The sequence below is a fragment of the Plantactinospora alkalitolerans genome, from assembly GCF_015690345.1.
GTDB classification, from domain to species: Bacteria; Actinomycetota; Actinomycetes; order Mycobacteriales; family Micromonosporaceae; genus Plantactinospora; species Plantactinospora alkalitolerans.
The window spans coordinates 26,989-48,872 of sequence record NZ_JADPUN010000139.1; the positions used below are offsets into that span (position 1 = coordinate 26,989).

A 21,884-nucleotide genomic window follows, 5' to 3' on the forward strand; every position below is an offset into this window, starting at 1 on the left:
CTCCCTACCCGTACCGTTCTCCGCTAGTGTGGTGGACGGATCATGGAAGTGGCTTGCCAACGGCTTGCCACGCCGTAGCCCCCAGTGACACGTGGAGGTCTCTGTGGAGTTCCGCCTGCTGGGTCAGGTCGAGGCTGAACACAACGGTGTACCTGTCGCGCTCGGTCGCCGTGGCGAGCGGCGCCTGTTGGGTGTCCTGCTGTTGCTGGCCGGGCAGGCGGTGACCGTCGATCGACTGGCCTCGCTGTTGTGGGACGACGCTCCGCCAGCCAGTGCCCGGACCAGTCTCCAGGCGCACGTCTCTCGGCTGCGCCGGCGACTGGACCCGGACGGTAATGGCACATCGGGTGTGCGGCTGATCAGCCAGCACGGCGGCTACGGGGTCGAGGTGGATCCGGCCCACGTGGACGCGCACCGGTTTCGGCTGGCGGTTGACACGGCGCGTGGGATCGACGACCTGATGGCACGCTCATCTGCCCTACGTAGTGCCATCGGCCTGTGGAAGGGTCCGCTGCTGGCAGGTGTGGCGTCCGACCGGCTCCGCGAACGGGTCGGCGCCGACCTCATCGACCTGCGACTGAGCGCAATGGAGCTCGCGGTCGAAACCGATCTCTCGCTCGGACGCCACCAGAAGGTCGTTGGTGAGCTTGGGGTACTGGCCGCCGAACATCCGACCCGCGAGCGGTTCACCGCGCAGCTGATTACGGCCCTGTTCCGATGCGGACGCCAGCACGAGGCGCTGGACGCGTACGAGCGGCTGCGGGTACGGCTCGCCAACGAACTCGGCGTGGACCCGGATCCAGATCTGCAGCGCCTGCGGGCCGCACTGCTCCGTCATGACACCGGCCTACGCCTGACGGCCGGGCAATCAGCTACGCCGACACCGGCGCAACTGCCGGCCGACATACTGGGCTTTGTGGGGCGCCGCGATGCGCTCGATCAACTGGACGCACTGCTCAGCACCAGCGTCCAGGAGCCGACGGCAGTCGTCATCTGCGCGATGTCGGGTACGGCGGGGGTAGGCAAGACCGCGCTCGCCGTGCATTGGGCCCACCGCGTGGCCGACAGGTTCCCCGGCGGCGAACTCTACGTAAACCTGCATGGTTTCGATGCCACCAGGTCAGCCACCAGCCCGACCGAGGCACTCCGGGGGTTTCTCGATGCCCTGGGCGTACCGCCGCAGCGAATTCCGGGCTCCCTTGATGGACAGGTCTGCCTGTACCGCAGCCTACTGGCCGGACAAAAGATACTCGTCGTGCTGGACAACGCACGAGACGTCGATCAAGTACGGCCCCTGTTGCCCAGCTCAGCGGGCTGCCTGGCGGTGGTCACCAGCCGCAACGAGCTTAGCGGCCTGGTCGCCGCCCAGGGAGCCAACCTGCTCACCCTGGACCCACTCAGCCAACCGGAGGCACACCACCTGCTGATGCGCCGCCTCGGCGCCGGCCGGCTCGCGCGCGAGCCGGCCGCGGTCGACAAGATCGTCGCTCGGTGCGCCGGGCTGCCACTCGCTCTTGCCATAGTGGCCGCCCGCGCCGCAACCCGTCCGGGCTTCCCGCTGGAACTGCTGGCGACCGAGCTTCATGACGCGGACAGTGTGCTCGATCCGCTCGCCGTCGGATCCGCCGACACCGACGTGCGAACCGTGTTCTCCTGGTCATACAGAGTTCTCAGCCCGGAGGCCGCCCGGCTGTTCCGACTGCTCGGCCTGCATCCCGGTCCCGATGTCTCGTTGCACGCCGCCGCCAGCCTCGCCGGAATCACCCGGCAGCAGGTACGCCCGCTGCTGGCGGAACTGAGCCAGGCGCATCTGGTCACGGAGCAGAACTTCGGCCGGTACACCCTGCACGACCTGTTGCGCGCATATGCGATCGAGCTGACGCGGTCCAACGATGACGCCGCGGAACGGCGCGCCGCGACGGGCCGCCAGCTCGACCACTATCTGCACACGGCCTGTGCCGCAACGCGGCTGATGGATCCACACCGGGTCGCGATCGCGCTCTCGCCACCGCGCGCCGGGGTGATTCTCGAGGATCTCTCCGGTGCCGACGCGGCACTCGCCTGGCTCGTCTGCGAACGCCGGGTGCTACTCGCCGCCATCCACCAGGCGGGCGCCGGCTTTGAGGCGCACGTATGGCAGTTGGCCTGGGCGGTCGCCAGCTTTCTGCACCGGCAGGGCCACGGCGAGGATCTCCTGGCGGTCGAGCGGCGCGCGCTCGATGCCGCGATGCGGCTGACCGACCCGATCGGAGTGGCGCACAGCCACAACGGTCTTGGTCTGGCGTACTTCGTGCTGGACCAGGAAGACAAGGCACAGTTGCATCTCGAGGAGGCATTGGTCGCGTACGGCCGGATCGGTGACCACGGTGGCCAGGCCTGTGCACACCTCAACCTCGGGGCGGTGCTTGACCGGCATGGCCAGCACGGAGCGGCTCTGCGGCACGCTGAGCAGGCGTCGACCCTGTTCCGGATGGCGGGCCAGCGGCGCGGCGAAGCCAGGGCGCTCAGCGGGATCGCCTGGTCCCGGGCCAAGCTCGGTGACCATCGGAGTGCGCTCGAGGATTGTCGCCTTGCGCTTACCCTGTACGCGCAGCTCCCGGACCGGCATGGCGAAGCAGCGGCCTGGGACACCCTCGGTTCCATCCATCGACAGCTCGGTGCGTACGACGAGGCGGTGACCTGCTATCAACGCGCCGTGCGGCTGTCCCGGGAGGCCGGTGAGCGCCAGCGTGAGGCGGCCGGGCTCACCAAACTGGGCGACACACACCAGGCGGCCGGTGACCCGGCAGCGGCGGGTATTGCCTGGCGGCAGTCCTTGACCCTGCTGGCCGAACTCAATCATCCCGAGGCGGATCAGGTCCGTACCAAGCTGCTCGCGACCGTCAACCCCGTGACCTCCTAACCCGTGGTTGTAGACCGAGCGGACGTGTTCGTCGAAGAGTTCCCTGAACGCGTCCGGATCTCCGGCGTGCACGCGGGCACGCATACTCATCTCCACATGCTCGGACTGTCCGATCGGGTACCAGGAGTTCCCGTCGGCCGCGTACGTTCACCTCGTTGACGCGTTCGGCGAGTGTCTGGTGGTCGGCCGGCAGATGCGGTTGGGTGTCGGACAGCGGCCGGACCAGGGCGGCGGGGTCGGGTCCGCCCAGGGCGTCGTGCAGCCGGTCCAGGCTGGGCCGCGCTGCCGGGCGGCGGCGATCAGTCGCGGCTCCCAGTTCTCCAGTTCGGCGCGTAGCTCGCGGAGCAGGGCGAGGGCGCTGAGCACCTGGTCAGCCGTCGCGCCGGCGTCGCCGTCGATCCGATCGGTGCACGAGGCGTTCGTCGAGCTGGTTCAGCACGACGACGGCCTGATGCGGGCAGAGTTCGACGCGCTCATCGACGCCTGCTGGCACCGGCCGCCACCCCCGCCGCGGGCCCGGCCGCAGCCGGTCCCGCGGCCGCCGCTGTGGCCGGGCGGGCCCCTGGTCTAACCGCGCCGAAACCGTCTGGTCGTCGGGCACGGGTCCAGCCCGCGTCCGCGCCCCGGTCGAGATCTCGACCATGACGTGGAACCGCTTCGTCACAACTCGTCTTCAGTCCGTCGCGAGCAGGTGGAACAGCACATGATCCTGCCAGCTGCCGGCGATTTTCAGATACGACGGTGCCACACCGTACGGCCGGAACCCGTTGCGGAGCAGCACCTGCTGTGAGGCCGTGTTGTGCAGCAGCGTCTCCGCCTGGAGCCGGTGCAGGTCGAGCTCGCGGAAAGCGATGGCGACGGCATCGGCAACGGCCATCGTGGCGAATCCCCGGCCCTGGTGCGACGGGCTGACCCAGTAGCCGAGCACCGCGGACTGCAGTGCGCCCCGGGTGATCCCGTTGATGTTCAGTCGGCCGATCACCTCGTCCCCGTCGAGAATGACGAGCGGAACCATGGTTCCCTGGGCATGCGCTTCCAGCGAGGTCTGGAGGATCGTGCGCTGGGTGTCCAGCGTGAACCACGGGTCGTCGCGCATCGGCTCCCAGGGTGCGAAGGCCTCCCGGTTCGCGCGCAGCAGCGCGGTCACAGCAGGGGCATCGTCGACCGAGGCAACGCGGGTGGTCGGCATCTCGGAACTCCGTCTTCATGGCGAGCTGACCAGCGCGAACCATACCAGCGTGCGACCGGTGCGACGCCGTCGCTCAGCGGGCGGCCGTCTCGACCGGCCCGGGATCGGGATCTAAGCCGCCTAATCCACTCGGCGGTACGCTCGTCGTCGGAAGGAACATTTCGGCGCTCCGATCAACACTCGAGATGGGAGATTGCGCCATGCCCGACTTCCCGGTGCTTCCCCTGACCCGCACCTGTCCGTACGCGCCGCCGCCCGAGCACGTCCAACTACAGCGGGAGCCGGTGGCCCGGGTGACGCTGCCCGACGGCTCGCAGGTCTGGGCACTGAGCCGGCTCGACGACATCCGTACGATGCTGACCGATCCGCGGTTCAGCGCCGACCGTCAACGCGCGGGGTTTCCCCTGCAGCCGTCCGGACCGCGCCCCAGTGCTCCGATGCGACAAACCATGATCGGGCTCGACCCGCCGGAGCACGGTGAGGCCCGGCGCGCGGTGGTCGGCGAGTTCACCATCAGGCGGATGAACGCGCTGCGCCCGCGCATCCAGCAGATCGTCGACGAGTCGATCGATGCCATGCTCGCCGGACCGCGACCGGCCGACCTCGTCCCGGCGCTGGCGCTGCCGGTGCCGTCGCTGGTCATCTGCGAACTGCTCGGCGTGCCGTACGCCGATCACGACTTCTTCCAGAGCCGTTCCGCCAAGCTGTTGCACCGCGGTGTCCCGACCGCCGAACGTCATGTGGCGGCCAACGAGATCCGCGAATACATGGCCGAGCTGATCGTCCAGAAGGAGAAGCAGCCGGCCGACGACCTGCTCGGCCGCCAACTGGTCAAGGGCGCCGATCGGGAGGACCTGGCGGGTCTCGGATTCCTGCTGCTGCTGGCCGGGCACGAAACCACCGGAAACATGATCTCGCTCGGTGTGATGACGCTGCTGGAGCGACCGGCGGCGCTGGCCGCGCTGAGGGAGGACCCCGCCACCACGCCGGAGGTCGTCGAGGAACTGCTCCGCTACTTCACGATCGCCGAGTTCGTCACGTCCCGGGTCGCCCGGGAGGACGTCGAGATCGGCGGTGTGCTGATCCGCGCTGGCGACGGTGTTCTCACGCTCGGCAACGTCGCGAACCGTGATCCGGCCGCGTTCGTCGATGGCGACACCTTCGACACCGGGCGCGGCGCCCGCCATCACATCGCGTTCGGCTTCGGCCCACACCAGTGCCTGGGTCAGAACCTCGCCCGAATCGAACTCCAGATCGTCTTCGACACCCTGTTCGCCCGCATCCCCGACCTCAGGCTGGCCGCGACGTTCGACGAGCTGTCGTTCAAGGACGACTCCACCGTCTACGGACTGCACTCCCTCCCGGTGACCTGGTAGGAGACATGATCCGGGTAACCGCAGACCTGGCCCGTTGCGTCGGCGCGGGCCAGTGCGTACTCACCGAGCCTGCCGTGTTCGACCAGGACGAGGAGGACGGGACCGTGGTCGTTCTCGACAGCACTCCGAAGGACGAGAAGACGGTCACCCGGGTACGCCAGGCCATCCACATCTGTCCCGGCCGGGCACTGGCCCTCGTCGAGTCCGCCGCTCCCGCTCGTGCCGACACGCGCGTTGACAGCCACCTGAACCGCCCGGCGGTTGACGGGTAGGGTGGGGGACGTGCGCCTGCTGATGATGGCGGACACCCACGTACCGAAGCGGGCGCGTGACCTGCCGGTGCGGTTGTGGGCCGCGGTCGACGAGGCCGACGTGGTCATCCATGCCGGTGACTGGGTGCACGAGCCCCTGCTGGACGTTCTCGACGCGAGAGCACGCCGGCTGATCGGCGTGTACGGCAACAACGACGGACCCGAGCTGCGGGCCCGGCTGCCGGAGATCGCCCGGGTCGAACTGGCCGGCGTGCGGGTGGCGGTCGTGCACGAGACCGGCCCGGCGACCGGGCGGGAGCGCCGCTGCGCGGCCCGGTTCGACGGGTACGACCTCCTCGTCTTCGGGCACTCGCACATCCCCTGGGACAGCGAGGCTCCGGGCGGCCTGCGCCTGCTCAACCCCGGCTCGCCGACCGACCGGCGACGCCAACCCCACGCCACGTTCCTCACCGCCGAGATAACCGCCGGTCGGCTCGACAACGTGGTTCTGCACAACCTGTCGCGCTGACTTCGCCGGCCCGGGCGTGGATTCCGGGGCCGCCGGTGGGGTACCGGCCGTTCGGGCTGGAGCGTTTGGATCAGAGTGCTGCCAGACTGTGGGGGTGCATGATTTTGACGTGCTCGTGGTGGGCTCGGGTCCAGGTGGTCAGAAGGCCGCGATAGCAGCGGCGAAACTCGGTCGGCGGGTGGCGGTGGTCGAGCGGCAGCACATGGTCGGCGGCGTCTGCATCAACACCGGAACCGTGCCGTCGAAAACCCTGCGGGAGGCGGTGCTCTACCTGACCGGGCTCAGCCAGCGGGAGGTGTACGGCCAGAGCTACCGGCTCAAGGACGACATCACGGTCGCCGACCTGACCGCCCGAACCCAGCACGTGATCGGACGCGAGGTCGACGTGGTACGCAGCCAGTTGGCCCGTAACCGGGTCCGGCTGCTCACCGGCACGGCCCGGTTCCACGACCCGTTCACCCTGGCGGTGACCGATCCGGCCGGGCGGGAGTCGAAGGTGACCGCCGAGAACATCATCATCGCCGCCGGTACCCGTCCGGCTCGACCGGCCAGTGTGGACTTCGACGAGCGTACGATCGTCGACTCGGACGGCATCATCAACCTGGAGAAGGTGCCGAACTCGATGGTCGTGGTCGGTGCCGGGGTGATCGGCATCGAGTACGCCTCGATGTTCGCCGCGCTCGGCACGAAGGTCACGGTGGTGGAGCGACGCGACCGGATGCTCGAGTTCTGCGACCTGGAGATCGTCGAGGCGCTGAAGTACCACCTGCGGGACCTGGCGGTGACGTTCCGGTTCAGCGAGGCGGTGGCCGCGGTGGAGCGGCACACCCGGGGCGCCATCGCCGTGCTGGAGAGCGGGAAGCGGATCGCCGCCGACACGGTGATGTACTCGGCCGGTCGGCACGGGATGGGCAGCGAACTCGCACTCGAGAACGCCGGGCTGGCGGCGGACGATCGCGGCCGGATCCAGGTCGATCCGCAGTTCCGGACGACGGTGCCGCACATCTACGCGGTCGGTGACGTGATCGGCTTCCCGGCGCTCGCGTCGACCTCCATGGAGCAGGGTCGGCTCGCCGCGCACCACGCCTGCGGCGAACCGGTCCGGGCGATGCCGGAGTTGCAACCGATCGGCATCTACACGATTCCGGAGATCAGTTTCATCGGCCGGACCGAGGACGAGCTGACCCGGGAGAAGGTGCCGTTCGAGGTCGGCATCTCCCGGTACCGTGAACTCGCCCGGGGTCAGATCAGCGGCGACTCGTACGGGATGCTCAAGCTCCTTGTCGCGCCGGACAGCGGTCGACTGCTCGGGGTGCATATCTTCGGCACCGGAGCCACCGAGCTGGTGCACATCGGACAGGCGGTGATGGGCTGCGTCGGCACCATCGACTACCTGGTCGACGCGGTGTTCAACTATCCGACCCTGGCCGAGGCCTACAAGGTCGCCGCCCTGGACGCGATGAACAAGATGCGGCACATCGCCCGACTGCGCGACTAGGTGGGCGTTTCGGGGCGGTCATCCCGGCAAGACCGGCTGGCCCAGGTCAGGAGTAGCCGGAGGCGGTTCGGGAAGCACACGGTGACACCTGGGGCGGTTGCTCGTGAGCCGGCCTCGCCACGTCTGGCGTGAACGGAGAACTCAAATGCCGTACATCACCGTTGGTACCGAAAACTCCGCTTCGATCGATCTGTACTACGAAGACCACGGAACCGGACAACCCGTCGTACTCATCGCCGGGTTCCCGTTCGGCGGCTCGACCTGGGAGAAGCAGGTGGGTGAGTTGCTCCCGGCCGGGTTCCGCGTCATCACCTACGACCGGCGGGGGTTCGGCAAGTCCAGCCAGCCCGCCGAGGGCTACGACTACGACACCTTCGCGGCCGACCTCGACACCATCCTGACCGAACTCGAGCTACAGGACATCATCCTCGTCGGTCACTCGATGGGCACCGGCGAGGTGATCCGGTATCTCGGTACCTACGGGTCCGAGCGGGTGAACAGGGCGGTCGTGATGGCCCCGCTCGCGCCGTTCCTGCTGAAGACGGCGGACAACCCGGAAGGGGTGGACCAGAGCCTCTTCGACGGGTTCAAGCAGGCGGTGGTGGCGGACCGGTTCAAGTACCTGACCAGCTTCGTGACGGCCTTCTTCAACTTCGACGAGAACAAGGGCAAGCGCGTCAGCGAGGAGGCGTTCAGGGGGCACTGGAACATCGGTGCGGGGGCGTCGGCCGTCGCCACCCTGCATTCCATCGACGCCTGGTTGACCGACTTCCGGCCGGATCTGCCCCGTATCGACGTACCGGTGCTGATCATTCAGGGGGACAAGGACAACGTCCTGCCGTATCCGGCGACCGGGCAGCGCCTGCATCCGATGCTTCCCGGAAGCGAACTGGTGACCCTCAAGGGCGCTCCGCACGGTATCCCGTGGACCCATGCGAAGGAGTCCAACCAAGCGATCATGAACTTCCTGGCAAAGGTGCCGGCGATGTCCGGAAAGCGGTAGGTTCGTCCGGCCCCGCCCAGGTGGCCGGTACGCGACGGTCCAATGTCGTTCATTACTCTTTGTCCACGATCCGTCACTGATCTGTCGTGCCCCAGGCGGCGCCGAGCCCGTTGACCAGGGTGACGAGCACCGCCTGGCACGACAGAGGGGGGCGGGACGATGATGATCGGACGATGGCGTGGACTGGCGGTCACCCTGATCGCCGTACTGGCCGCCGCCGCCGGAACCGCCCGACTTGCCTACGGGCACGCCGAGCGGCAGGGCGAGGACGACGATGACCGCCGCTGGAGCGTCCAGCGCGAGCGGTTGACCGGCTACCAGGAAACCCCGCTCGCGCTGTCCACCACCGGCACCGGCCGGTTCGCGGTGGCGATAGACGAGCAGGCCCAGGAGATCGAGTACCAGCTCAGCTACGACGCGCTGGAGGGTGACGTCACCCAGGCGCACATCCACTTCGGTGTACGGGCCCAGAGCGGTGGGATCAGCGCCTTCCTCTGCACCAATCTCGGTAACGGACCGGCCGGCACCCAGCCCTGCCCCGCCGACCCGGCGACGGTCACCGGCACGATCCGGCCGGCCGACGTGATCGGACCCGTCGCCCAGGGAATCGCCGCGGGCCAGTTCGGCGAGTTGCTGGCTGCCCTGCGGGTCGGCGCCGCCTACGTCAACGTGCACAGCTCGCTCTACCCCGGCGGTGAGATCCGGACCCAGCTCGGCCGTCGCCACTACCACTGACGTCCCGGCAGCCACCAGGTCCGGTCGCTGCCGGAGGCGGCGGCCCGGCTGCGGACGGCGCTCCAGCTTCCCGCCGACCGTTGCGCGCCGCCGAATGCCCGAGACGCGACAATGCCCGAGCCGCGACAATGCCCGAGCCGCGACAATGCCCGAGACGCCGACGGGGCGCGATCCCGTCGCCGCGAGGCGTCACGTTCCCTGACGCCGCCGCGCTACGGGAGGGCACCGGGGCGCGCCGTCCACAACCGACGATCGCTCGGGCGTGCGCGCATCCACCGACCGGGCGGAGTTGTGGCTGCCTACCACCGGTGCTCTTGACGGAACGTTGCGTCATGGTTAATGTCCGGTAACTTTGTGATCCGCGCCACAACCACAACCGGGGGTGCCCGGGATGCTGCAGGTGCGCAATCTGGAGGTCGTCTACGACGACGTGATGCTGGTACTGCGCGGGGTGAGCCTCACCGTGCCACCGGGTGGGATAGTCGCGCTGCTGGGTGCGAACGGCGCAGGCAAGACAACTCTGCTCCGGGCGATCAGCGGCCTCCTCGAGGTACACGACGGCGCGGTGACCAAGGGTTCGGTCACCCTGGACGGGGACCCGATCCACCGGCTCCGGCCGGCCGCCGTCGTACGCCGGGGCGTCTGCCAGGTGATGGAGGGGCGCCGGATCTTCGCCGAGCTGACCGTGGAGGAGAACCTGCGGCTCGGCGGCCACACCGCCCACCGGCAGATTCCGGCGCGGCTCGACCACGTCCTCGGGCTGTTCCCGGTGCTCGCCCAGCGCCGCCGGCACACCGCCGGCTATCTCTCCGGCGGGGAACAGCAGATGCTCGCGATGGGCCGGGCGCTGATGGCCGAGCCCCGCTACCTGCTGCTGGACGAACCGAGTCTCGGCCTCGCGCCCCGGCTCGTCGCGCAGGTCCGGGAACTGATCGCGACGATCAACGCCGGTGGCGCCGGGGTGCTGCTGGTGGAACAGAACGCCACCATGGCGCTCTCGCTGGCCACCCACGGCTACGTGCTGGAGACCGGACAGGTGGTGCTCGACAAGCCGGCCGAGCAACTACTGGCCGACGACGACATCCGGGAGTTCTACCTCGGCCTGGGTGCCGCCGCCGGCGCCGGCCGCCGGTCGTTCCGGGACGTCAAGCACTACCGGCGACGCAAGCGGTGGCTGTCGTGACGGCCACCGAGCCGGACCTCGCCGCCGGCACCGCCCCGGACCGGAACGGTTCCGCCGGGGCCGACGCCGACCCGATTCTGCGGTTCGAGGACGTCCGACTGCACTTCGCCGGGGTACGCGCCATCGACGGGGTCAGCTTCAGCGTCGGCCGGCACGAACTCTTCGCGATCATCGGCCCCAACGGCTCCGGCAAGACGTCCATCTTCAACGTGCTCTCCGGGGTCTACCGCCCGCAGACCGGTCGGGTGGTCTTCGACGGCACCGATCTGGTCGGCCGCCGACCGCACGTGATCGCGGCGCTCGGTCTGGCCCGGACCTTCCAGAACGTCGAACTGTTCGCCAACCTCACCGTGCTGGACAACCTGCTGCTCGGCCGGCACCACCACCTCGGCTACGGCACGCTCGCCGCACTCGGCTGGCTGGGACGGGCCCGGCGCGCCGAGATCGCCAACCGGGCGGCGGTCGAGGAGATCGTGGACTTTCTCGAACTGGAGCGGTGGCGGCGGCTGCCGGTCGGCCTGCTGCCGTACGGGGTGCAGAAGCGGGTCGAACTGGGCCGGGCGTTGGCCATGGAACCGAAACTGCTGCTCCTGGACGAGCCGGTCGCCGGAATGAACCTGGAGGAGACCGAGGACATGGCCCGGTTCGTCCTCGACATCCGCGACGAACTCGACATCCCGATCGTGCTGGTGGAACACGACATGGGGCTGGTGATGGACCTGGCCGACCGGGTGATGGTGGTCGACTTCGGCCAGGTGGTCGCGACCGGCAGCCCGGCCGAGATCCCACACCACCCGGACGTGGTCCGCGCCTACCTGGGGGAGGTGCCTCCGAGATGACCGAGGCCGGTACGACCCCGTCCGCCACGACCCCGGACCCTGCGACCCCGGACCCTGCGACCCCGGACCCTGCGACCCCGGACCCTGCGACCCCGGACCCTCCGACCCCGGACCCTGCGGTGCCGTCGCCGGCGACCTCGGTGCGCACGGTCGCCACCCGGGTCCGCGAGCGTGCCCGGACCACTCCGGACGCGGTGGCGATGCGGGAGAAGGACCGGGGCATCTGGCAGGAGGTGACCTGGGCCGAGTACTGGGACACCGTACAGACGGTGGCGCACGGGTTGCTCGCCCTCGGTGTGCAGCCCGGGGACCGGGTCGCGATCCATGCCGAGAACCGTCGCGAGTGGCTCTACGCCGATCTGGCGACGGTGGCGCTCCGCGCCATGACGGTCGGGCTCTACCCGACGAACCCGCCCGCCGAGGTCGGATACCTGCTCGCCCACTCCGGTGCCCGGGTGCTCGTCGCCGAGGACCAGGAGCAGGTCGACAAGGCACTGGAGGTTTTCGACCAGTGCCCGGAACTGCACCGGATCGTCTACCTCGAACCACGCGGCATCCGACGCCGCTACCAGCATCCGGCGCTGCTCGACTGGACGGAACTGCTCCGGATCGGCACCGAGCACCGGGCCGCCGAGCCCGGAGCGGTCGACGGGCGGATGGCGAAGGCGACCGCCGAGGACATCGCCACACTGATCTACACCTCCGGCACCACCGGTCCGCCGAAGGGCGCGATGCTGAGCGTCGCCAATGTGGACTTCGCGATCCGGACGCTGGTCCAGTCCGGCGGCTTCACCGATCCACCCCCGGGGCCGGCCGACGTCCTGCTCTCGTACCTGCCGCTGTGTCACGTCGCTGAACGGATCTTCACCACCTGGTTCAACGCCGGTGCCGGAGTGCAGATCGCGTTCGCCGAGTCGATCGACACGGTGCAGGCCAACCTGCGGGAGGTACAGCCGACCATCCTCTTCGGGGTGCCCCGGATCTGGGAGAAGATCCTCGCCGGGGTGACCATCCGGCTGGCCAACACGTCCCCGGTCAAGCGGTGGAACGCCCGGCTGTGGCTCGGGATCGCCGACCGGATCGCCGGCACCCTGATCCGGACCGGCGGACGACCCACCGCCGGCACCCGGCTGGCGTACGGGATCGGCTGGCTGTTCTGCTACCGGGCGCTGCGGGCGCGGATCGGGATGCGCCGGGTCCGGTACGCCGCCTCCGGTGCCGCCCCGATCGCCCCCGACGTGCTGCGGTTCTTCATGGGAATCGGCATCCGGATGCACGAGGTGTACGGGATGACCGAGAACACCGCCGTCGCCACCGCCAACCGGCCCGGCCGGATCCGGCTCGGTACGGTCGGCGAGCCGCAGCCCGGAATCGAGCTGCGGATCGAGGCGACCGGAGAGATCCTGACCCGGCATCCCGGCGTCTTCACCGGCTACTACCGCGACCCGGTGGCCACCGCGGCGGCGTTCACCGACGACGGCTGGCTCCGGACCGGCGACATCGGCGAGTGGGTCGACGGCACCCACGTCAGGATCACCGACCGGGCCAGGGACATCATGATCACGGCCGGCGGAAAGAACGTCGCTCCCTCGGAGATCGAGAACGCGCTGAAGGCGTCGCCGTACCTGAAGGAGGCCATCCTGGTCGGCGACCGCCGGCCCTACCTGACCGCGCTGATCGGCATCGAACTGGAGACCGTGGGGGAGTGGGCGCAACGCCGGGGTCTGCCGTACACCACCTACCGGGACCTGTCGGAGAAGCCGGAGGTGCGGACCCTGGTCGGCGAGGTGGTCGAGGCGGTGAACGCCCGGCACGCCCCGGTCGAGCAGGTCCGGCGGTTCGCGCTGCTGCCGAAGGAACTGGACCACGTCGACGGTGAACTGACCGCGACCCAGAAGGTGCGCCGGTCCGCCGTCGCCGACCGCTTCGCCGAACTGGTCGAAGCGTTGTACCCGCCCAGCGCCGGTTCGCGATCCGGGCACGGCGGGGAGGCGGCGTGACCGAGTTCCTGGAGAGCGTGCTGCGCGGGCTCGGCACCGGCAGCGTGTACGCGCTGCTGGCCCTCGGCTTCGTCATCATCTACAAGGCGACCCGGGTGATCAGCTTTGCCCAGCCCGCGTTCATGCTGGCCGGCGCGGTACTGGTCACCTACCTCGTCGGGCCGGTCGGGTTCTGGCTCGCGGTGCTGATCGCCGCACTGCTCACCGCCGGGCTGGCGCTCGGAGTGGAACGGGTCGCCGTCCGCCCGATGGTCGGCCGCCCGGCCTTCGTGGTCGCCATCATCACCCTCGGGGTGGACGTCGCGGTCCGGGTCGTGGTCAACGGCTTCATCGGGCTGGACGTCCGGCACGTCGGTGACCCGTGGGGGCTGCGTACCGTCGCCATCCCCGGTACCGGCATCGACCTGCAACAGCGGCACCTCGGCGCGTTCCTCACCACCGCCGTGCTGATCGCGGCCCTGTTCGCCTTCTTCCGGTTCACCCGGATGGGCCTGGCCATGCGGGCCGCCGCCTACGACCAGGAGGCGGCACTGGCCCAGGGCGTGTCGGTCGGCGCGGTCTTCGCGCTCGCCTGGGGGTTGGCCGGTGGCCTGGCCGCGGTCGCCGGAACCTTCGCCGCGGCCGGAGCGAGTGTCGACGCGGGGCTGTGGCTGATCGCGCTGACCGCCCTTCCGGTGATCATCCTGGGCGGACTGGACTCGCTGCCCGGTGCGGTGGTCGGCGGGCTCGCCGTCGGCACGATCCAGGAACTCGCCGCCAGCTACCAGCAGCACGCGCCCTGGCTCGGCGGCAACGTCTCGGTGATCACCCCGTACGTGCTGATGCTGCTGGTCCTGCTGGTCCGCCCGTACGGACTGTTCGGCACCAGGGAGGTGGAACGGGTATGAGCGCCACCGGACGGCGTACCCGGCTGCGGGGACGGCCGCTGTTGCACACCTCGTACGCCAGCGAACTGGCCCTGTTCGACACCCCGGCCAAGCGGACCTCGGTGGGCATGCTGCTGATGCTCGCCGTGGCCCTGCCATTCCTGCTTCCCGACGAGGTGCTGCAACTGCTCGCCGTCTGCTGTGTGGCGGCGATCGGGGCGATCGGGCTCGGCCTGGTCACCGGGTACGCCGGTCAGGTGTCGCTGGGGCACGCGTTCTTCCTGGCCATCGGCGCGTACACGGCGGCGGCGATCAGCGGCGACCCGGACGGACGGGTGATCGGGTTCGGGGTCACCAACATCGGAGTCTGGCTGCCCGCGGCCGGCCTGGTCGCCGGGCTGGCCGGGGTGCTGGTGGCGCCGCTCGCCACCCGGCTGCGCGGGCTGTATCTGGCGATCGTCACCCTCGGCCTGGTCTTCATCGGCCAGCACGTCTTCAGCGAGTGGTCGGCGCTGACCGGCGGTGCGGGCGTCGGCCGTCCGGCGGCCACCCTGGAGTTCTTCGGCCAGCCACTGGCCGCCACCGGTGCGCTCGGCACCCGCGACCAGAAGCTCTACTGGCTGATGCTGCTGTTCCTGCTGATCTTCGCGCTGGCCGCGGCCAACCTGGCACGGTCGAGGATCGGCCGGGCGTTCACCGCGATCCGGGACCGGGACATCGCGGCCGGGGTGATCGGGGTCAACCTGGCCCGGTACAAGGCGATCGCCTTCGCGGTCTCGTCGGCGTACGCGGGCTGCGCGGGCGCGCTGCTCTACACCGTGACCGGCTTCTTCGACCCGAGTTCGTTCAGCCTGCTGCTGTCGGTGCAGTACATCGCCATGGTGCTGATCGGTGGGGCGGGCACCATCTCCGGTGCGATCGCCGGGGCGTTCTTCATCACCCTGCTGCCCCGGCTGACCCGGGAGATGCAGGCGTGGGTGCCGTTCCTCAGCGCCCAGCCGAACGAGGTGCCCAATGTCTTCCAGGTGGAGACGATCCTCTACGGCGTACTTCTCATCGTCTTTCTTCTCTTCGAGCCCCGGGGCCTGTTCGGGATCTGGGTCCGGGTCCGCAACTACTGGAAGGCATGGCCGTTCTCCTACTGAGCTGCTCCCTTCTCGACCCCTGTGAGGTAGCCATGGGAAGGCACAGATCATCCATTTCCGACGTACGCCGGATCGGGTCCGGAACCCTCGCCCTGCTGCTCTGCGGCGCGCTCGTCGCCTGCCGGGGCGGCGACGCCGAGACCGACGCGTCCGGGTTGAAGACCGATGTCGGCGTCACCTCCGAGCCGTGCCCGGAGGCGGTGGACAAGAACAAGGGCTGCATCTACCTGGGCATCATCTCCGACCTCACCGAGGGCCCGTTCCGGGCGCTGGCGGTGCCGATCACCGACGCCCAGAAGGCGTTCTGGAAGCGGGTGAACACCGCCGGTGGGATCGGCGACCACGAGGTCGACGTGACCCGGTACATCCGGGACAACAAGTACAACCCGCAGACCCACAACCAGGTGTACCAGGAGATCAAGCCGAACGTGCTCGCCCTGGCCCAGACCCTCGGCTCACCGACCACGGCCGCGATCCTGGCCGACATGAAGGCCAGCAACGTGGTCGCGGCCCCGGCCGCGTGGACCTCGGCGTACGCCTTCGAGGACGTCATCGTCGAGTCGGGCGCCAACTACTGCCTGGAGTCGATGAACGCGCTCGACTACGCCCGGGAGGCGTACGGCGTGAAGTCGGTGCTGGCGGTCCACCTCGCCGGGGACTACGGGGACGACGCCGCGGCCGGGGCGAAGCTCGCCGCGCAGTCCCTCGGGTTGACCTTCAACGCCGTGAAGACCGACTCGGGCGCGGACAAGCAGGCCGGCGCCATCGGGGCGATCCTGTCCGGCCGACCGGACCTGGTGATCCTGACGATGGGCCCGGCGGACGCGGCGGCGATCGTGGGACAGGCCGCCGCTCGGGGCTTCACCGGACGGTTCATCGGCACCAGCCCGACCTGGAACCCGGCGCTGTTGCAGAGCGCCGCCGCGCCCGCCCTGCTGGCCCGCTACGAGCAGACCGCACCGTGGGACTCGTGGGGCACCGACACACCCGGCCACCAGGCGCTGCGGGCGGCGCTGGGCGGGGTGACCCCGAACGAGGGGTACACCTCGGGCTGGGTGTGGTCGTACCCGATGAAGGCCGCGCTGACCAAGGCGGTGGCGGGCGGCGATCTCACCCGAGCCGGGCTGGTCGCCGCGGTCAAGTCCCTGACCTCGGTGGACTACGAGGGGATGCTGCCGGCCGGTGCGGGCAACTACGCCGCCGGCCCGAACGAGGGGGCGGTACGGGTGACCGCCGTCTACCGTCCGGACCGGGCCGCCCCGACCGGGACGAAGCAGGTACGACCGCTGTTCACCGGCCCGACCGCGAAGGCGTACACCCTGGACGGACCCTGCTACGCGAAGTTGTGAGGCTCCCGCCATGATCGACCGGCTCGGCGGCGGCGGACGCCGTCGCCGACGAGCCGGGACGAGCTGGCCGCGGTCGGCCGGTCAACGGGCCAGCCGGTCGACCGCGGCCACCACCGCGCCCGCACCGTCCTCGCCGGCCAACCGGTCGGCGAGGAGCCGGGCCCGGTGCCCGAAGGCCGGCTCGGTGACCGCGGCCCGGATCGCGGCGCCGAGCCGGTCCTCGCTGATCCGGTGGAACGGGATCACCTCCGGGCTGACCCCGAGGGCGGCCAGCCGGGCGGCCCAGAACGGCTGGTCGGCGAGGATCGGCACCGGCACCGCCGGAATTCCGGCCCGGAGCCCGGCGGCGACGGTGCCGCAGCCGGCGTGGTGGACCAGGGCCGCCATCCGGGGGAAGAGCCAGCCGTGCGGCACGTCCCCGACGGTCAGCACCTGGTCCGACCCGCTCCCCGATTCCGGCCGGACGACGCTCGCCGGGTCTGCGCCGTCCACGAGTCCGGCGCGGAGGTCCCGCATCGATTCGCTTCCCGGGTGCGGTCCGGCGCCGATGCCCTGCACCACGCCGCGTACTCCGGCGCGCCGGAGCGCGCGGCTGACCAGGCTGTGCAGCTCCCCGCCGGTGTCGGCGAGGCTGCCGAAGCCGACGTACACCGGCGGCGGGCCGGCGGCGAGGAAGTCGAGCAGGGCGGCGGGCGGCCGCCACTGCGGGGCGGCCAGCGGCCACCAGTAGCCGACCACGTCCAGGCCGGAGCGCCAGTCCACTGGCCGGGGCAGCACCGCCGGGCTGAAGCCGTGGGTGATCGGCCAGCCGGTGGCCTCGGCATGCCGCTCCAGGGCGGCGATGTCGGCCGGCGGCAGGCCCAGCCGGGCGCGAAGCCGCCGCGAGGCGTCCGCGTAGACCTGGCGGACCAGCCGTTGGCCGAGCCATCCGGCGGCCCGGTTGCCCCAACTGCCGAGCGACCGTATGCCGAGCAGGATCGGTGGAAACGCGCGGGTGGGATAGGTCGGCTGGAGGAAGACGCCGAGGCTGGGGATGCCGTGGTGCTGCGCCACCGAGTAGCCCAGCGGTGCGGTGGTGCTGGAGAGCAGCAGCAGGTCGGTGCCGCCCTCGGCCGCGGTCGCGATGCCGGCACCGAGGTCGCCGACGAACCGGCCGCCGAGCCGGACGAACTCGACCACGCCCGGTGCCCCGGGCAGGGACGACAGTCGTCGTCCGGCGGCCGCCGTCCGGAGGGCCGGGAGGTCGCCGGGAATCGGCCGGAACTCCAGCCCGCAACCGGTCACCAGGTCGGCGTACCGGGCGGGTGCGGCGATCGCCACCCGGTGGCCGGCGGTCAGCAGCCGGGCGCCGAGGCCGGTGTAGGGGGCGACGTCCCCCAGGGAACCGGCGGTGACGATCAGAACCCGCATCCGGACCTCCCGGCGGGCCGAAGAGGTGTTCGCTGGTGGCGCGGGGCGCCTGAACCCGCTGGCCACGCGGGGTATCCGGAGTCTACGCCGGTGCCGCCGCCGTTGACCGCTGTCGGCGGAACGGAGGCGTACCGGTCCGGCCGGGAACGGAGGCGCGCCGTCCGCCGGGACAGAAGGCGTACCGGTCCGGCCGGGAACGAAGGCGTACCGGTCCGGCCGGGTCGGGTGGCGGACGAGCCGGGGCCGGAGCGGACGAGCCGGGGCCGAAAAGGTGGCAGGACGGTGGTGGTCCGAGGATTCTTCGCACTTTCTCCGGGTAGATGGCCGGATGACGTTCAGTCCCGGGCGGTACCAGGTCAGCCGTAAGGAGGCGTCCGAGCCGCCGATCGGCGGTTCGGGAGGGCGACGTCCCCGTGTGATGATCATCTACGCCAGCGCTGGTGCCGGGCACGACGGCGCGAGCCGCGAACTGGCCCGCCGGCTCCGCGAGCGTGGACTACGGGCGGACTGCGTGGACCTGGCCGACATCTTCCCGTGGGGACTCGGACGACTGCTCCGTGGCACCTACCACGGGATGTTGAGCCGGCTGCCCTGGATCTACGGGCTGCTGTTCTCCATCGGGGGCAACTTCAGTCGGGCCGCGCCGATCACCCGGGCGTTGCTGCGACCGGTGTGGCCACGGGTGCTCCGGATGCTGCCGCCGGACACCCGGGCCGTGGTCTCGACGTACCCGGTGGTCAGTCAGATCGTCGGGCCGCTGCGCCGCGAGGGCCGGCTCGCCGTACCGGTGATCACCTATCTGACCGACTTCGCGGTCAACCCGATCTGGGTGTCCCCGGGTATCGACGTGCACTGCGCCGCGCACGACACCACCCGGACCGAGGCGCGGGCGCTCGGCGCCGGCGAGGTCCGGGTGGCGGGTCGACTGGTCTCCGCCGGCTTCCGTCCCGGAGCCGAGGAGGACAAGCGGAACGCCCGCGAACGGCTCGGGCTGCCCCTCGACACGCGGCTCGCGCTGCTGGTCGCCGGCTCCTGGGGAGTCGGCGCGGTGGCGCGGACGGCAGCCGAGATCGCCCGAACCGGGGTGGCGGTCCCGGTGGTGGTCTGCGGCCGGAACACCGCGCTGTACCACCGGCTGAAGCGGAAGCGGATCGGACACGTCTTCGGATGGGTCGACGACATGCCCGAACTGCTCCGGGCGGCGGACGTGCTCGTGGAGAACGCCGGCGGACTCACCGCGCTGGAGGCGATGGCCTGCGGATTGCCGGTGGCCACCTACCGACCCATCCCCGGCCACGGCAGGGCGAACGCCGACACCATGAGCCGAGCCGGGGTGGCGACCTGGGTGCGCCGCTCCGCCGACCTGGGCCCGATCCTGGTCCAACTCGCCGACGGTGCCGAGGGCCAGCGGCAGCGGGCGGCCGGACTCGCGCTCTTCGACGCCGACCCGGCGGCGGTGGTCGCCGACGTCGCCCGTGGCGTCGAGGCAGCGTCGTCGCCCCGGAAACCGGTGCCGGTCGACGATCCGGTGCCGGTCGACGATCCGGCGTTGGTCGACGATCCGGCGCTCGTCGACAGCCCGGTGGCGGTGCCGGCCGAGGTGACGACGGGACTGACCGCCGCGCCACCGCGTCGAACGCTGACCCGCTGGGTGGGACTGCGGGCCAGCATGGCGAAGAAGCGGATCGGCGCGGACGAACCAGGGGCCGATGGCGGCAGCCAACCGGCCAACCGGCCGGACCGGCAAGGCTGAGGTGCAGGTCGCCGACCCGCCTCCCTACCTCGACGGCAGCGGAACCAGGACGGCGCCCCGCCGCCCCGGCGTCCCGACCCTGGATTCGGAGGTCGCCCGATGAACAGCATCGCCATCGTTCTGGGGTTGGCCTCGGCCGCGTGCTTCGCGGTGAGTTCGGTGCTGGAGCAGCGTGCCGCCAAGCGGGAACGGCCGACCCGGACCATCGACCCACGACTGCTGATCCGGCTGCTGCACCGCCGACTGTGGCTGCTCGGCTGGATCCCGGACGCCTTCGGCACCATGCTGCAGGCGCTCGCGCTGCGTTTCGGCGCGCTCGCCCTGGTCGAACCGCTCCTGGTCAGTGGTCTCTTCATGGCGATCCCGCTCGAGGCGGCGCTCGAACGCCGCCGGGTGCACCGGCGGGACATGCTGGTGGTGGTGATCGGGGTCATCGGGCTCACCGGCTTCCTGGTCGCCGCCAACCCGCGTGGCGGTGTGCAGGAGCCGAAGGCGTTGGCCTGGGTCGGCGTCGGCATCGCCGTCGGAGTGCTGGTCACGATCTGCCTGCTGCTCGCCTGGCGGACCCAGGCGGCGACCCGGGGGCTGATGCTGGGAATCGCCACCGGCCTGCTCTACGCCACCGCCGCGGCCCTGCTCAAGAGCGTGATCGAGAAGCTGCCGGATCATCCGGCCGAGGTCTTCACGGACTGGCATCTCTACGCCCTGATGGTGGTCGGCGGCGCGGCGCTGACCCTGAACCAGAACGCCTTCCAGGGCGGCCCGATCGCCGCCCCGCTGACCGCGATCGCGCTGCTCGACCCGTTCGCCAGTGTGCTGATCGGGGTCACCGCGTTCGAGGAGAAACTCTCGCTCCAGGGGCCACGCCTGATCGTCGGCCTGCTCGCCGTCGCGGCGATGTGCACCGGTATCTGGATGGCCCGACGTACCCAGTCAAGCTGACACGCCGACCGGGCGGGCGTGGCCGGGCGGACCGACCCGACCCGATGGGACGCAGGTCATCGGGGGGTCGAACACGCCGAGAGGAATTCGGCGGCCCGCACCGCCGAGGGTGGGAAGTTGGGTACGCTCGGTGAAGATTACTTAGCGCGAGCGATGGGTTACTACCAATCCGGCGCGGCGGTCTGGCTGGGCCCGGGCTGACAGATTGACCTCGCGAGAGGCGGCAGCGTGCTTGATCTGACCGACGATGTTCCGGGCCGTCCATCTGCGGATCGGCCGGGCGGACGCCGGCAGCCGGACACCGTGGTGGCCGGGGAGAACTTTCCGGTCGCACTCCGGGTCCTACCGGCGCGGACCCGTCGGCACCTGCTCGCCCTCTACGGGTACGCCCGGTTCGTCGACGACCTCGGTGACGAGCCGGACGACGCCGGCCGGGACGAGCCTCCCGCCGTCCGACTCGCCGCACTGGACCGGTTCGAACGCGAGGTGCGTGCGCTGTACGCCGGCCACCCGCCACGGCATCCGGTGCTGGTCCGACTGGCGCCGACCGTGGTCGACCGCCGGCTGCCGCTCGACCCGCTGCTCCGGTTGATCGAGGCGAACCGCCGTGACCAGGTCACGACCCGTTATCCGACGTTCGGTGCCCTGGTCGAGTACTGCCACTTCTCCGCCGACCCGGTCGGCGAACTCGTACTGCACGTCTTCGACTCTCCGACACCCGCCCGGATCCAACTCTCGAACCGGGTCTGCACGGCGTTGCAGGTCATCGAGCACCTGCAGGACGTGGCGGAGGACCGGCGCCGGGGGCGGATCTACCTACCGACCCAGGACCTGGTGGCGGCCGGGGTGGCGGAGGAGGACCTCGACGCGCCGCGGGCCGGTGACGGGCTGCGCGCCGTCGTCCGGCGGCAGGC

General features: G+C 70.5%; 19 protein-coding genes. 17 read left to right on the top strand and 2 right to left on the bottom strand.

Features of this window, described 5'->3' with window-relative positions; translation table 11 throughout:
* Nucleotides 1-103 precede the first annotated feature (103 nt).
* Together I0C86_RS13295 and I0C86_RS13300 are read left to right on the top strand one after the other, a co-directional pair.
* The gene (locus I0C86_RS13295) at nt 104-2,902 is read left to right on the top strand and encodes an AfsR/SARP family transcriptional regulator (protein ID WP_323373618.1); all 2,799 of its coding nucleotides are present in this window, start codon (nt 104-106) and stop codon (nt 2,900-2,902) included.
* 178 nt (nt 2,903-3,080) lie between these two features.
* Complete coding sequence (locus I0C86_RS13300; protein ID WP_196201553.1) at nt 3,081-3,473, top strand: hypothetical protein; 393 nt, start codon at nt 3,081-3,083, stop codon at nt 3,471-3,473.
* 102 nt (nt 3,474-3,575) lie between these two features.
* Here the strand turns inward: I0C86_RS13300 and I0C86_RS13305 are convergent, their stop codons facing one another.
* Nucleotides 3,576-4,091: a GNAT family N-acetyltransferase gene (locus I0C86_RS13305; RefSeq protein ID WP_196201554.1), complete on the bottom strand. Its 516-nt coding sequence runs from the start codon at nt 4,089-4,091 to the stop codon at nt 3,576-3,578.
* A gap of 200 nt (nt 4,092-4,291) precedes the next feature.
* On the opposite strand from I0C86_RS13305, the gene I0C86_RS13310 reads away from it, so the two are divergent.
* The 12 genes from I0C86_RS13310 (at nt 4,292) to I0C86_RS13365 (ending at nt 16,865) form a co-directional block, all read left to right on the top strand.
* Nucleotides 4,292-5,467, top strand: coding sequence for a cytochrome P450 (locus I0C86_RS13310; RefSeq protein WP_230394097.1), 1,176 nt, complete (start codon nt 4,292-4,294; stop codon nt 5,465-5,467).
* A gap of 5 nt (nt 5,468-5,472) precedes the next feature.
* Nucleotides 5,473-5,739, top strand: coding sequence for a ferredoxin (locus tag I0C86_RS13315; RefSeq protein ID WP_323373619.1), 267 nt, complete (start codon nt 5,473-5,475; stop codon nt 5,737-5,739).
* Between the two features lie 10 nt (nt 5,740-5,749).
* Nucleotides 5,750-6,247: a metallophosphoesterase family protein gene (locus tag I0C86_RS13320; RefSeq protein WP_196201556.1), complete on the top strand. Its 498-nt coding sequence runs from the start codon at nt 5,750-5,752 to the stop codon at nt 6,245-6,247.
* A gap of 94 nt (nt 6,248-6,341) precedes the next feature.
* Nucleotides 6,342-7,745: a Si-specific NAD(P)(+) transhydrogenase gene (gene sthA, locus I0C86_RS13325; RefSeq protein WP_196201557.1), complete on the top strand. Its 1,404-nt coding sequence runs from the start codon at nt 6,342-6,344 to the stop codon at nt 7,743-7,745.
* 145 nt (nt 7,746-7,890) lie between these two features.
* On the top strand, nt 7,891-8,748 hold the full coding sequence (locus tag I0C86_RS13330; protein WP_196201558.1) for an alpha/beta fold hydrolase: 858 nt from the start codon (nt 7,891-7,893) through the stop codon (nt 8,746-8,748).
* A gap of 159 nt (nt 8,749-8,907) precedes the next feature.
* Nucleotides 8,908-9,483: a CHRD domain-containing protein gene (locus tag I0C86_RS13335; RefSeq protein WP_196201559.1), complete on the top strand. Its 576-nt coding sequence runs from the start codon at nt 8,908-8,910 to the stop codon at nt 9,481-9,483.
* A 391-nt stretch (nt 9,484-9,874) separates the two neighbouring features.
* Nucleotides 9,875-10,666, top strand: a complete 792-nt coding sequence (locus I0C86_RS13340; protein ID WP_196201560.1) for an ABC transporter ATP-binding protein — start codon at nt 9,875-9,877, stop codon at nt 10,664-10,666.
* A complete protein-coding gene (locus tag I0C86_RS13345) occupies nt 10,663-11,505 on the top strand; it encodes an ABC transporter ATP-binding protein (protein WP_196201561.1) in 843 nt (280 codons plus the stop codon). Before I0C86_RS13340 ends, I0C86_RS13345 begins: the two co-directional genes overlap by 4 nt.
* Nucleotides 11,506-11,624: 119 nt before the next feature.
* Complete coding sequence (locus tag I0C86_RS13350; protein ID WP_323373620.1) at nt 11,625-13,505, top strand: AMP-dependent synthetase/ligase; 1,881 nt, start codon at nt 11,625-11,627, stop codon at nt 13,503-13,505.
* On the top strand, nt 13,502-14,392 hold the full coding sequence (locus tag I0C86_RS13355) for a branched-chain amino acid ABC transporter permease (protein WP_196201563.1): 891 nt from the start codon (nt 13,502-13,504) through the stop codon (nt 14,390-14,392). Before I0C86_RS13350 ends, I0C86_RS13355 begins: the two co-directional genes overlap by 4 nt.
* Nucleotides 14,389-15,516 carry a branched-chain amino acid ABC transporter permease gene (locus tag I0C86_RS13360; RefSeq protein WP_230394098.1) on the top strand — a complete coding sequence of 376 codons (1,128 nt, stop codon included), beginning with the start codon at nt 14,389-14,391 and terminating at the stop codon, nt 15,514-15,516. Before I0C86_RS13355 ends, I0C86_RS13360 begins: the two co-directional genes overlap by 4 nt.
* A 32-nt stretch (nt 15,517-15,548) precedes the next feature.
* Entirely contained in the window at nt 15,549-16,865 is a 1,317-nt protein-coding gene (locus tag I0C86_RS13365; protein WP_196201564.1) for an ABC transporter substrate-binding protein, read from the top strand.
* 81 nt (nt 16,866-16,946) lie between these two features.
* Here the strand turns inward: I0C86_RS13365 and I0C86_RS13370 are convergent, their stop codons facing one another.
* Complete coding sequence (locus I0C86_RS13370) at nt 16,947-18,275, bottom strand: glycosyltransferase (protein WP_196201565.1); 1,329 nt, start codon at nt 18,273-18,275, stop codon at nt 16,947-16,949.
* Nucleotides 18,276-18,603: 328 nt separating this feature from the next.
* Here I0C86_RS13370 and I0C86_RS13375 point away from each other — a divergent pair, with 328 nt between their 5' ends.
* The 3 genes from I0C86_RS13375 to I0C86_RS13385 all read left to right on the top strand — a co-directional run.
* Nucleotides 18,604-20,028, top strand: a complete 1,425-nt coding sequence (locus I0C86_RS13375) for an MGDG synthase family glycosyltransferase (RefSeq protein ID WP_196201566.1) — start codon at nt 18,604-18,606, stop codon at nt 20,026-20,028.
* Between the two features lie 99 nt (nt 20,029-20,127).
* Nucleotides 20,128-20,970: a DMT family transporter gene (locus tag I0C86_RS13380; protein WP_196201567.1), complete on the top strand. Its 843-nt coding sequence runs from the start codon at nt 20,128-20,130 to the stop codon at nt 20,968-20,970.
* 228 nt (nt 20,971-21,198) lie between these two features.
* On the top strand, nt 21,199-21,884 hold a 686-nt coding region (locus I0C86_RS13385; protein ID WP_323373621.1), incomplete at its 3' end, for a squalene/phytoene synthase family protein.

Excerpts from the sequence above, each read along its gene's own strand:
- I0C86_RS13305 (WP_196201554.1), bottom strand. The coding sequence starts at position 4,091 with ATGCCGACCACCCGCGTTGCCTCGGTCGACGATGCCCCTGCTGTGACC.
- I0C86_RS13310 (WP_230394097.1), top strand. The coding sequence starts at position 4,292 with ATGCCCGACTTCCCGGTGCTTCCCCTGACCCGCACCTGTCCGTACGCG.
- I0C86_RS13315 (WP_323373619.1), top strand. The coding sequence starts at position 5,473 with ATGATCCGGGTAACCGCAGACCTGGCCCGTTGCGTCGGCGCGGGCCAG.
- I0C86_RS13330 (WP_196201558.1), top strand. The coding sequence starts at position 7,891 with ATGCCGTACATCACCGTTGGTACCGAAAACTCCGCTTCGATCGATCTG.
- I0C86_RS13335 (WP_196201559.1), top strand. The coding sequence starts at position 8,908 with ATGATGATCGGACGATGGCGTGGACTGGCGGTCACCCTGATCGCCGTA.
- I0C86_RS13340 (WP_196201560.1), top strand. The coding sequence starts at position 9,875 with ATGCTGCAGGTGCGCAATCTGGAGGTCGTCTACGACGACGTGATGCTG.
- I0C86_RS13360 (WP_230394098.1), top strand. The coding sequence starts at position 14,389 with ATGAGCGCCACCGGACGGCGTACCCGGCTGCGGGGACGGCCGCTGTTG.
- I0C86_RS13365 (WP_196201564.1), top strand. The coding sequence starts at position 15,549 with ATGGGAAGGCACAGATCATCCATTTCCGACGTACGCCGGATCGGGTCC.
- I0C86_RS13370 (WP_196201565.1), bottom strand. The coding sequence starts at position 18,275 with ATGCGGGTTCTGATCGTCACCGCCGGTTCCCTGGGGGACGTCGCCCCC.
- I0C86_RS13375 (WP_196201566.1), top strand. The coding sequence starts at position 18,604 with ATGACGTTCAGTCCCGGGCGGTACCAGGTCAGCCGTAAGGAGGCGTCC.
- I0C86_RS13380 (WP_196201567.1), top strand. The coding sequence starts at position 20,128 with ATGAACAGCATCGCCATCGTTCTGGGGTTGGCCTCGGCCGCGTGCTTC.